Here is an 11917-nt window from a genome sequence, read left to right as displayed (position 1 = left end):
TTATGGCGCCTTTGTTGCCGACAGGCCCCGCTTATGCGGGGCTTTTTTTGCTTTAATCACCGCCGCGCTAAAATAATAATCGCCGCCGGCGACGATAACAGCCTGTTTATACAAGATAAATGCCAGGGTCTCCGGCAAAGTATAAATAGAGGGGTATTTAAGCGACTATTCTGCCGATTGACCGCGCCGGGTAACCGGATAATAACGGCGATAACAGGATCAATGTAGGATAGTCATGGTGAGCGATCTGTATACCGCCACGGGGGTAATAGATAAACAGTCCCTGTGGCAGCGCTATATTCCGTTGGTCCGTCACGAGGCGCTGCGTCTGCAGGTCCGGCTTCCGGCGAGCGTGGAACTCGACGATCTGCTGCAGGCGGGTGGGATAGGCCTGCTGAGCGCGGTGGAACGTTACGACTGTCTGCAGGGCACGGCCTTTACCACTTACGCGGTGCAGCGTATCCGCGGCGCCATGCTTGATGAACTGCGCAGCCGGGACTGGGTGCCCAGAAGCGTGCGCCGCCACGCGCGGGAAGTGGCGCAGGCCATTCATCAGGCCGAACAGCAGTTGGGCCGGGTGGCGACCGAGCAGGAAGTGGCTCAAACGCTGAATATTACGCTTACGGAATACCGGCAGATTTTGCTCGACACCAATAACAGTCAACTCTTTTCTTATGACGAATGGTGTGAAGATCACGGCGACAGTGCCGATAATCTATTGCCGGGACACGAAGACGCCAACCCGCTCCAGATATTGATGGAAAATAATGTACGGGAAAGGGTCATCGAGGCGATAGAAGGATTGCCGGAAAGGGAAAAAATGGTCCTGGTGCTTTATTACCAGGAAGAATTAAACCTGAAGGAAATCGGCGCGGTGCTGGAGGTTGGCGAATCACGCGTCAGTCAATTGCACAGCCAGGCGATTAAACGTTTGCGCGCTCGCCTGAATAACGATCGTTAGCGGCCGGTAAGGGAAACGCTGATTCCCTTCGCTGTAAAGCACGCTGACAGACATATTACGCCATATTAAATGGCTCTCAATAGCGCGCGTTCGCCGCGCTACGCAGAGCGCTATTCTTAGCACTAGGGAAAACGACATGTTAGCCAAAGTGGGAAAAAAACGTCCCTTAAGCCGTTACTTGAAGGATTTCAAGCACTGCCAAACCCATTGCTGCCAGTGCGGCAAGCCGCTGGACCGGATGACGCTGGTATTTCGCGGGCAGATAATCAATAAAGAAGCCATCGCCGGCATGGACCAGCTTATCGACGATAATGTCTGGCAAAGCCTGAATAAAGAGCTGACGGCCCTGTGCCGGTTTTGCAGCGTTATTTCCTGCAACAGTGAAGCCAATTATTTCGATATCAAAGCATTCAAACAGTATTTATTTGAACAGACGGCGATGAGTCACAGCACTATTAGGGAATATGTGGTACGCCTGCGCCGCCTTGATGAAATACTGGCGGCCAGAAATTATCCCCATGATAAATTCGAGCTGCCCTGCGGCCCGCAAATGCTCAGCGAGGATGTTCCCGACGCCGGCCAAAGCAATTACCGTATCGCCTTGCGTAAATACGGCCAATACCTCCACTGGCAGCGTAATTTTTAACGTGCCGGCCGGTTGCCGCCCCGATCGGGTTCAATACGATATCAAGGGGCGGTCTGGTTGTGCTAGCCGATGGTCATCAGGCTGGCGTTGCCGCCCGCGGCGGCGGTATTGATGCTTACCGCCCGTTCCAGCAATAACCGTTCCAGCCAAATCGCCGTTTCGCCGCGCGCGTAGCCGTGCACCTGGATAATGGGGCCGGGCCGCCGCGCGACGGCGCCGCAGATCTGCAAAAGCCGGTCCGAGTCGCCATGGAACAGCACCGCGTCAAACGGATCCGGCGCCTTGAGCCAGTCGTCATGCAGCACAATGCGCGCCTGCGCCGTCTCCGGCAGGCCGTCGCGCAGCGCGCGCGACTCCGGCGCGTCCTGCCACAGCACCAGGGAGCCGATGCTTAACGCCGCCGCCAGCTGCGTTATCCGGTCCTGTTCGTCATCGGCCAGGCACAGCACGCGTTCGCGCGGCAACAAGCGATAGGTGTTCTGTTCGCCGGTCGGGCCGGTAAGCGGCCTTGCCGTGCCGGCCAGCGACAGTTCGCCAAAGCGCCGCAGCCGCGCGTGGTCATCGGGACGGTGCGTTTCGGCCCAGGCCATCAGCGCCTCAAAGGCCGGCTGCGGCGTGGGGCAGGCGTCGGCCGCGTCCCGCGCGCGCAGCGGGTCGGGCGGCGCATCGCCCAGCCGCTGGGACAACAGGCGGTAAAGATACAGCGGCCCGCCGGCTTTGGGACCGGTGCCGGACAAGCCTTCCCCGCCAAAAGGCTGTACGCCGACCACGGCGCCGACGATATTGCGGTTGACATAACAGTTGCCCACGCGCGCCTTTTCAATTACCCGACTAATGGTTTCGTCAATGCGGGTATGCAGGCCCAGGGTCAGGCCGTACCCGCCGGCGTTAATCTGCTCAAGCAGGGCGTTCAGGTCGCGGCTGCGGTAGCGCACCACGTGCAGTACCGGGCCAAACACTTCCTTGTCAAGCTGCGCCACGTTGTCAAGCTCAATGAGGGTAGGCACGACAAAGTTGCCGGCGCTGCGGGATTGCCGCCCGTCGCCTTCATTATGGGCGCTTTGCCAGACCGGATGGCCGGACGCGCGCTGGGTGGCGATATGATCCTCGATGGCCTGTCTGGACCGGGCGTCGATGACCGGGCCGATATCGGTGGACAGCAGTTGCGGATCGCCCAGGCTGTACTGCGCCATGGCGCCGCGCAGCATGCGCAGCGTGCGTTCGGCCACCTCTTCCTGGATGCATAATAACCGCAACGCCGAACACCGCTGTCCGGCGCTGTCGAACGCCGAGACGATGACATCGTTTACCACCTGTTCCGTCAGGGCGGACGAATCGACGATCATGGCGTTCAGCCCGCCGGTTTCGGCGACCAGCGGTACCGGACGGCCCTGCGGGTCCAGCCGTTTTGCAAGCGTCATCTGTATCTGGCGCGCGACGTCGGTTGAGCCGGTAAACATCACGCCGCGCACCCGCGCGTCGCCCACAAGCGTCGCGCCGACGGTCTCGCCGCCGCCCGGCAGCAGGTGCAGCACGCCGGGGGGGATACCGGCCTCCAGCAGGATGCCGATGGCCTGCGCGGCCACCAGCGGCGTTTGTTCCGCGGGTTTTGCCAGCACGCTGTTGCCCGCCGCCAGCGCCGCCGCCACCTGGCCGGTAAAGATGGCCAACGGGAAGTTCCAGGGGCTGATGCAGGCCACCGGTCCCAGCGGACGGCAGCCGTCGCGATCAAATTCCCGGATCTGGCCGGCGTAATAGCGCAGGAAATCGGCGGCCTCGCGCACTTCGGCGATGGCGCCGGCATAGCTTTTGCCGGCTTCGCGGATCAGCAGGCCGATAAGGGTCGGCATACGCTGTTCCAGCAATTCCGCCGCATGATTCAACATCGCCGCGCGTTCGGCGCAAGGCGTTGCCGACCACATCGCGCCGTGGTGCTCCGCGCCGGCAATAGCCCGCTCGACCTCGTCTTCGCGGGCGTCTAGGCACTCGCCGACGCGGTCGCGCGCGTCGGCCGGATTGAGCACGTCATGGCCCGCCTCGCCGGAGTGTTCGCCGGGGTCCCCGGCCTGGGCGCGCCAGTGCGTGTTGACGCTGTTGAGCAAGGCGCTGGACAGTGAGGCGAGGCGATGTTCATTGGCCAAATCGATACCGGCGGAGTTAAGCCGGGACGAGCCGTAAAGCTGGCGGGGCAGGGGGATGCGCGGATGGGGCATCCCGACGGCGCCTTCGCGTTCGCCGATGGCCAGCGCCTCGTCCACCGGGTCGGTTATCAGGCTGTCCAGCGACAAGGCGCCATCGGCGATACGGTTAACGAATGAAGTATTGGCGCCGTTTTCCAGCAGCCGGCGCACCAAATAGGCCAGCAGGGTTTCATGGGTGCCCACCGGGGCGTAGATGCGGCAGGGGCGGTTTAACCTGCCGTCGGCCACCGGCCCCACCACCTGGTCATACAGCGGCTCGCCCATGCCGTGCAGGCATTGGAACTCATATTGTCCCGGATAATAGTTCTGGCCGGCGAAATGATAGATGGCCGCCAGCGTCTGGGCGTTGTGGGTGGCGAACTGCGGGTAGACATGGTGCGGCACCGCCAGCAGCTTACGCGCGCAGGCGAGGTAGGCGACGTCGGTATAGACCTTGCGGGTGTAGACCGGATAGCCTTCAAGCCCCTCCACCTGCGCGCGTTTGATCTCGCTGTCCCAATAGGCCCCTTTCACCAGGCGGATCATCAGGCGCCGCTGGCTGCGCTGGGCGAGATCGATAAGCTCGTCGATAACAAACGGACAGCGCTTCTGATAAGCCTGGATCACAAAACCGATGCCGTTCCAGCCCGCCAGCGCCGGCTCAAAACACAGCCGGGTCAATAAATCCAGCGACAGCTCCAGCCGGTCCGCCTCTTCGGCATCGATATTAATGCCGATATCATACTGGCGCGCCAGCAGGGTTAACGCCAGCAGCCGGGGGTATAGCTCGTCCATCACCCGGGCGTACTGCGAGCGCGCATAGCGCGGATGCAGGGCGGAGAGCTTGATGGAAATGCCCGGCCCTTCATAAATGCCGCGTCCGTTGGACGCTTTGCCGATGGCGTGGATGGCCTGCTGGTAGGAAAGAAGGTAAGCCTGGGCGTCGTCTTCGGTCAGCGCCGCTTCGCCCAGCATATCGTAGGAGTAGCGAAAACCGCGTTGTTCCAGCCGGTGGGCATTGGCCAGCGCCTGGCCGATATGCTCGCCGGTGACGAACTGTTCTCCCATCAGGCGCATGGCCATATCCACGCCTTTGCGGATTAACGGCTCGCCGCTTTTGCCGATAATACGATTTAGCGAGCGCGACAGGCTGGCCTCGTTATGAGTGGCAACCAGGCGGCCGGTAAACAGCAAGCCCCAGGTGGCGGCGTTGACGAATACCGATCGGCTGCGGCCAATATGGGGCTGCCAGTTGCCCTGGCTGATTTTATCGCGGATCAGCGCATCGCGGGTGGCTTTATCCGGCACGCGCAGCAGCGCCTCCGCCAGGCACATTAACGCCACGCCTTCGTGCGAGGACAGTGAAAACTGCTGCAAAAACCCCTGGACCATACCGGCTCGGCCGCCGGCGGCGCTTTGATCGCGCAGCGTTTCGGTCAGGCGGCGCGCCAACTGGCGTATCTGCGCCGCCGCGGCCGGCTGGCGCGCCTGCTCAATCAGCAGCGGCACGGCTTCGGTTTCCGGCCGGCGCCAGGCGGCGGTCACGGCCGCGCGCAATACCGATTGCGGCAATACCTGTTCGGCGAATTCCAAAAAAGGCTGGCGTGTTTCCATGGCCTGCGGCTCAAGCGCATCCGGCTCGTCGGCCGTGGCGTCCTGCGCCACGGCGTGGCCTTTTTCCAGCTCATCCAGGTAATGGAAGATAGCTTGCTTAATTAACCAATGCGGGGTGCGATCGATTTGTCGCGCCGCGTTTTTAATCCTTTCCCTGGCGGCATCGTCAAGCTTTACCCCCATCGTAGTGGTTCCCATCGCTTTCCCCCGGCGAGCCTGTGAGACATCACTATCGCCAATGTTGCAACCAAGTGCAACCGGGTTAATAAAGTATTAACTTATGGTTAAATGATGGCCGGTCCGACCAGGGTATGGCACCCGGCGGCGATCGTTTAATCAAATTTGTAATAATTGATGTTTATCGTCGGCCGGCGTTTTTTATCTGCGTGACCGGAAAATGCCCGCCGGGCGGGTATATAACGGCGTGTAATTAAGGCCGGAGGATATATTTTGTCTGCCTGAAACCGATCAAGCGCAACGGCGATTGCTTATTATTTGCCCGAATGCCAAAAAAAATATTGCAATTGGAGCGCACTTTGTAGCAATGTCATTATACTCAAGACATCAAGCGCTAGTTTAGAAAGTTGTTCAGATGCGAAGTTCTTAACCTCACTGCGGGGATCGCTAATGACAGTGTCCTTTTATGGGCTGATGGCAATACCAGGTTCTGCATCAATCGCCTCCGGAACGTTCGGCGGTTGTAAATTCAACACTCTGTTACCAACTCCGTTTTTGCCGACCGGCAATGTTATTTTTCTCTTGTGTTCTCAACTCTGCTGCTATTTTTCAACCGATGCGCATCCCGTCGCGTCCGTATTGTTCACGCGGATCCAACAGGCTCTGTCATCTTGTCTCATGGCTATTATGGCTTTAAAGGAAGCCACAACCTCATCTGAATGTGAAGCGTAATCACCGGGTCTATGCCTGGGTGAATGGTGAAACAAACTGTAAGGTGCCACTTATGGGAAGACAAAAAGTAGTGATCAAAGCTCGTCGCGAAGCTAAACGCGTTATCCGGCGTGAATCACGCAATCACAAAATGCGTGAGGAGGACTCGGTCACTTCTCTTGTTCATATGAGCGGAATTGAATCGATAGGCATGGCGCGCGACAGTCGCGACACCAGGTTAATAGAGGCACGCAATGAAGTCCAGGAAGCTTATTTAACAGCCATTGAGACCAAACAGTTAATTTTTGCCACCGGAGAGGCGGGGTGCGGTAAAACCTTCCTGAGCGCCGCCAAGGCGGCGGACGCGTTAATCCATAAAGAAGTTGATCGTATTATCGTTACCCGGCCCGTATTGCAGGCCGACGAGGATCTGGGTTTCCTGCCTGGTGATATTGCTGAAAAATTCGCCCCTTATTTCCGGCCGGTTTATGATATTTTACTGCGCCGGCTGGGGTCGTCTTTTATGCAATATTGCCTGCGTCCTGAAATCGGCAAAGTCGAAATTGCCCCTTTTGCCTATATGCGTGGACGCACATTTGAAAATGCGGTGGTTATTTTAGATGAAGCGCAGAATGTTACCGTTAACCAAATGAAAATGTTTTTAACCCGTTTGGGAGAAAACGTCACGGTCATCGTTAACGGCGATATTACCCAGTGCGATTTGCCAAGAGGCGTAAAATCGGGACTGGCGGATGCCCTGGAGCGATTCAGTGAGGACGATGAAATGATCGGGATCATACGTTTTGGCAAGCAGGATTGCGTTCGCTCCGCGCTGTGCCAGCGCACGCTGAATGCCTATGGCTGATCTTCAACACCCGCGCGGCGGTGGACGAGCGCCGTGGTGAAGACATAAAAAAAGCCCGGAAATAATCCGGGCTTTCTTTTGCGTTCAAGGACGGTAATTTTGACCGGCACCTTGACCACCTTAATTTTGGCGGTGAGAGAGGGGTTCGAACCCTCGATACGATTTCTCGTATACACACTTTCCAGGCGTGCTCCTTCAGCCACTCGGACACCTCACCACGTTGTTAACCAAGGGTCAACGGGGCGGTACTATAGGGATTCAGCCCATTCCGGTCAAGTATAATTTATCACGAATGCGTTGTTTGCTCAGGGTTTGAGCGTATCGCCAGCCTGGCGGCGCGGGTAACGCAACCGGGCCTGTAATCAGGCTTTTAAAATAAGCGCGCCGGGGCGGGGCAGGGGAGTGGACGGGCGGCAAAACGGATCGGGTCCCGGCCTTTGCGCCGGTGGGATATTGTCGAAAAAGCGGGGAATAGCCGGCCCGTTCATGCGCGCGGGCGGTACTATTCCCAATCCACATAGCAATAATATGGGAGCAGTAATAATACGTTTAATCACATCTTATGGTTATGATCTCACTTGCCAAGGCCACTGGTGTCACTCGGTGAAAAAACTGCCCCACTGATGCTGCACGCCTTCAGGGTACATTTTGCACAGGCCGCCGCCGGGGGTAAAGGTTAACTCGCCAAAATACACATTACCGTCGGCTTCATAAAAATCCACCCGGACGTAATTAAAATCCGCCGCCAGGCGTTTCGCCAGTCCCACCATTTCCGGCAGGTTCTTGGGCGCGGGCATGGGCGTTGCGTTGTTCGGCAGTCCCATCCTGATATCCGTCTTGCGCCAATCCGTATCGAATACGTCCCGGCGATGCAGCCCATAACGGTCGTAATCGACCTGGATGAAAATATGCATCTCGCCCTGCTGATTAAAACAGTGGAATTTGATATCGTTGGGGATATGTCCATCGTCCTGCAGCAGGTGCTCCACCAGGATACGGGGCTGGATTTGTTTATAATGACGTTCCCGGCTGGTTTTATAATAGTTGGTCTTGGTCCAGAAGCGGGTTAACGCGCTGAGCTGGGCAAATGTGGTGTCCGCTTTATCATGTACCACTAAATTAAAACCGGAGCCATGGTTGGCCTTGATGACAAACGCCTGCGGCAGGGCGGCATAAATGTCTTCCGTCAGTTCATCGAACACGGCGTGCAGTTCAATAAGGTATTTTTCACCAATGGTGTTGGCGATATAGTCCCGCACCAGATATTTATCGGCCAGATTGGTATAGATCGGTTTCGGCCGAAAATTACGGATGGTGATTTTTTCGCTAAAGGTGGTGGGTTGGGAAATGTTCGGCCATTTTTTGAATACACGCACGTATTTCAATTGATGATACAGGGAATCCGGCAGCAACTTAGAGGCTTGCCTGACGAGTGGATTTAACATAGTTTTGCACCTCGATTATAAATTTTGGAATACTTTTATAGGCACTGAACATCTGGCTAGTGACTAACCCTTTTTTGAACAACGCATTGAGTACTAATAGCGATACGGCTTCGGATAATAATGTCGATAGCGCCGCTCCCTTTATGCCGAACAGGGGAATAAAGTGATAATTAAGTCCTATATTCAGTAATGCGATAACCGGCATCTTTAATGCGACAAAATGATAGCCGGAGTGCATTATTATTATCCGATACGAGATGGTGCCCAATACGCTGCAAAGGGATGTCAATGCACATATCAACAGAATGGACGCCGAGTCTTTATAGGCGGCACCATAAACTAACTGTATGATATCGTGGCTAAAAAAACATAAAACTATAATCACCGGCGCGCACAGCGCCAGGGTTATCATGTAAAGCATGCGCGCCCGGTCAGCCGCCTTAACGGCATCGCGCTCGCTGGCGATGGTGCTCATAAACGAGGTAATCAGCGCCATGGGAACCAGTACCCATCCCCCGCTTATCGCCAGAGCCGCGCCATAAATACCCACCGCATGGTAACCGATGAAATTCGCCAGCATGATCTGATCGATACGGGTATAGATCACGATGGACAAACTCGATACCGCCAGGGGAAGACCCACCTTCAGTAAATAGATATTATAAAAGCGACTGTATTTGGCCTTCAGCTTTCTTTTATAATGGAACCCCTTAGTTCGCTGGTCCCGATGAAACAGTATTCTACGCACGACATAGGGGATAAAACTTCTGCCCGCCAGGGAAACCGCAAACCATACCAGGCTCAAGTGCAGCCAAACAAATAGCAGGTTAGTCGCAACAAATATCACCAGCGCCGTGTTGTTGATAATCAGGTTAATCTTGGACGCCAGAGTGGCGTCATAATATAGCTTGTAGATATCCCGTAAGGTAAAAAATGTACCCAGTAATAAAAACAACAGAATTTTGAAGTGTTCCCGTGGCAAAGTATAATAAGCCCAGCCAAGCAATCCGATACTAAAAACAATAAACATCAGAAACTTTATCCGCAGAGAGGCCACCATCAGATTCAAGCCGCTGTGCGGTTTTTTTGCTATGCGATTAAATAAAATATTGTCACTGCCTAGCTGTATAAAAGGTAATATCAAAGCAATAATAGACACCAGATAACTTAACGTCCCGAAATTTTCGGGCCCAAGGTAGCGGGCTGTATACATTGCTGAAATGATGCCCGCGCCGGCAAAGCAAAATTTCTCAAGTATGATCCACAATGAATTATAGATTATAGCTCTCATGTTCCTCTGCGATTAAAAACTGTTTTGAAAAAAAAGTAATGTCGATGTCGCGTTTAAACATTGATCACATGAAAGTTACCGGCACGTTTCCGAAATATAAATTTATCGAATAACTGAAAAATAGAGCTAAATACCTTTATCTGCAAATAAAATAAAGTAAAATCATTTTGAAGTTATGAATTCAGTTTCATGAAACTAAAATGTGTCGCCGCAGCAGGTCTTTTTATAAAAAATTTCATTTCACATGGGGCTGCAAATGCCGTTTTTTTTGCAAAAAAAAAGCCCGAATGGTAATTCGGGCTTGCAAGGAAAAGGGTAACGACAGTTTCAAGAACGCAAGGTGTTATTTAGCCCCTAAAGACTGACAATCAAAAGCCACACCGTCAAATTTTACCGTCAGGTTTTTACAGGCAAACGCATCGCTGGAAGAGCTGTTATATCCCAATGGGCACGTCAGGGTCACCGCGGTAACCTTATTGAACCGGGCCAGTTCCAGGGCATATGAGGCAAAAGGGAGCTTAATCGTTGAAAATACATACATTATCAAAGGGGATAAAATAAAAAAAGCGACAATTGCCAATATGATTTTATTTTTTGTTTGCAGAAGCCGCGCCGCCGAGGCGTAAGACACATTTTTAAACGAACTCGATCTATTCGCTGTGGTTCTGTTAATGGTTTTTGTTATTCTCGACGGCGGCGGTAATGACCATGTGAGCTGCTCATAAAACGCTTCATCGTTGCCGGACGCATTCTGGATACCCTGCTCTAAGGCCAACTCAGCCGCGGGTGACGGCGCTTCCCGTGGCTTTACCGGCTCCGGCGCGGCGGGCTCATCGATGGATTGTGGGTTGAAAAAGATATTAACCATCTGTTTTTCTTCGATAACATAGCCTATACGCGGTATTGTTTTGATAATGTCGTGGTTATCATCCCCCAGCTTCTGCCGGATGGATTTTATCGTTTGGTTAATGGTTGAATCTGAACAATATGTTCCTTTCCATATCTGGTTGACCAATTCGGCGCGCGTAACCGCCGCCGGCGAATTCTGGATTAATAAATTAAGTATCTGATACTCTTTCCAGCGAAGTCGGTTATGGATGTTGGGCGCAATTTTTACATCAAGATGATTGATCGTGATGGGTTGTGTAAGTTTCATCTCCAAATACCTCAATAGTATTTTTTTTCTTATCGTATCGCTGATCCGCAAGTTACACGTAATCATAAAATTTTAAAATTTATAATGGGCAACTGCCTGATATTTTATTATTTTCATCATACCTTCACCTGCTCATGGCTTCCTCCCTACCCGATGTTTATGTTTGACGTTCTTAGGTTCCTATAAACAATAGACGAGACGTGAAAAGTCGCGATGGTAATAAATCTGAATTTAAAAACATCAAATCAGGCCATTTTGCGCAAGTGAAATTACAAAACCCAATTATTTGCATGGGTACTGTCCATTTTTTATAAAATTTCATTGTTTCACTTGAATCGCCAGGAGAATAGATGCGCGCGAATTTTAAACTTTTAGTTGTAAATACCCAGATTGTTAAGCGCCCCCATGACCAGGAAAAAAAGTTCCTGCTATCGGCTATGGGCGGTATCGATGCCGATATCACCTCCCGCTACCTTCACAATAGGGCCGAGATATCAGGACGTTGATTTGTATTAGAACCCGTAAGCGCGGCGATCTTGAATAATTATTCATTATCACTTCCTTATGAATACCGCGGCCGGATGCGGCCTGCAGCAAAAAAAATAGCCGTTGCTTACATCTTTTCACAAGAGAATTGGAAAAGTTTTGTATTACGATTTCCATCAGTCATTGTCTGAGGAAAATCTGAACGATTTCACTAATTAGTTCTTACCAGGAGGCTTTTTTATGTTTAAAACTCCTTAACTGGGTGGCATAAGTAAAGGCAATAGAGCACAAAATGTTAAATGCTGGTGAAAAGTGACTATATGCCGCGGCGCTATCATAAGCTATTGCAATTTTTAGCATGTGTCGCCAATTTGCCCGCCGGGAC

General features: G+C 53.3%; 7 protein-coding genes and 1 tRNA gene. 3 read left to right on the top strand and 5 right to left on the bottom strand.

From position 1 onward, the window contains the following. The first annotated feature begins 238 nt into the window (after nucleotides 1-238). A complete protein-coding gene (locus VGC33_RS06405) occupies nucleotides 239-961 on the top strand; it encodes an RNA polymerase sigma factor FliA (RefSeq protein WP_331119920.1) in 723 nt (240 codons plus the stop codon). A gap of 136 nt (nucleotides 962-1097) precedes the next feature. Beyond that, nucleotides 1098-1607 carry a flagella biosynthesis regulatory protein FliZ gene (gene fliZ, locus VGC33_RS06400; protein WP_331119917.1) on the top strand — a complete coding sequence of 170 codons (510 nt, stop codon included), beginning with the start codon at nucleotides 1098-1100 and terminating at the stop codon, nucleotides 1605-1607. Between the two features lie 62 nt (nucleotides 1608-1669). On the opposite strand, the gene putA is transcribed toward fliZ, so the two are convergent. Continuing rightward, the gene (putA, locus tag VGC33_RS06395; RefSeq protein ID WP_331119916.1) at nucleotides 1670-5599 is read right to left on the bottom strand and encodes a trifunctional transcriptional regulator/proline dehydrogenase/L-glutamate gamma-semialdehyde dehydrogenase; all 3930 of its coding nucleotides are present in this window, start codon (nucleotides 5597-5599) and stop codon (nucleotides 1670-1672) included. 763 nt (nucleotides 5600-6362) lie between these two features. On the opposite strand from putA, the gene phoH reads away from it, so the two are divergent. Further along, nucleotides 6363-7154 carry a phosphate starvation-inducible protein PhoH gene (gene phoH / locus VGC33_RS06390; RefSeq protein ID WP_331119919.1) on the top strand — a complete coding sequence of 264 codons (792 nt, stop codon included), beginning with the start codon at nucleotides 6363-6365 and terminating at the stop codon, nucleotides 7152-7154. Between the two features lie 127 nt (nucleotides 7155-7281). On the opposite strand, the gene VGC33_RS06385 is transcribed toward phoH, so the two are convergent. From VGC33_RS06385 to VGC33_RS06370, 4 genes are all read right to left on the bottom strand, one after another. Then, nucleotides 7282-7371, bottom strand: a tRNA-Ser gene (locus tag VGC33_RS06385). Nucleotides 7372-7750: 379 nt separating this feature from the next. Then, nucleotides 7751-8599: an ATP-grasp fold amidoligase family protein gene (locus VGC33_RS06380; RefSeq protein WP_331119915.1), complete on the bottom strand. Its 849-nt coding sequence runs from the start codon at nucleotides 8597-8599 to the stop codon at nucleotides 7751-7753. Beyond that, a complete protein-coding gene (locus VGC33_RS06375) occupies nucleotides 8568-9890 on the bottom strand; it encodes a flippase (RefSeq protein ID WP_331119914.1) in 1323 nt (440 codons plus the stop codon). The genes VGC33_RS06380 and VGC33_RS06375 overlap by 32 nt, the downstream gene beginning before the upstream one ends. Nucleotides 9891-10233: 343 nt before the next feature. Beyond that, a complete protein-coding gene (locus VGC33_RS06370) occupies nucleotides 10234-11046 on the bottom strand; it encodes a winged helix-turn-helix domain-containing protein (RefSeq protein ID WP_331119913.1) in 813 nt (270 codons plus the stop codon). Between the last annotated feature and the right edge of the window lie 871 nt (nucleotides 11047-11917).

This window comes from Acerihabitans sp., from assembly GCF_036398755.1.
In the GTDB taxonomy this organism is placed as follows: Bacteria; Pseudomonadota; Gammaproteobacteria; order Enterobacterales; family Enterobacteriaceae; genus Acerihabitans.
The sequence above is the reverse complement of the archived record's forward strand: the minus strand, read 5'-3'. Positions and strand labels throughout refer to the sequence as shown.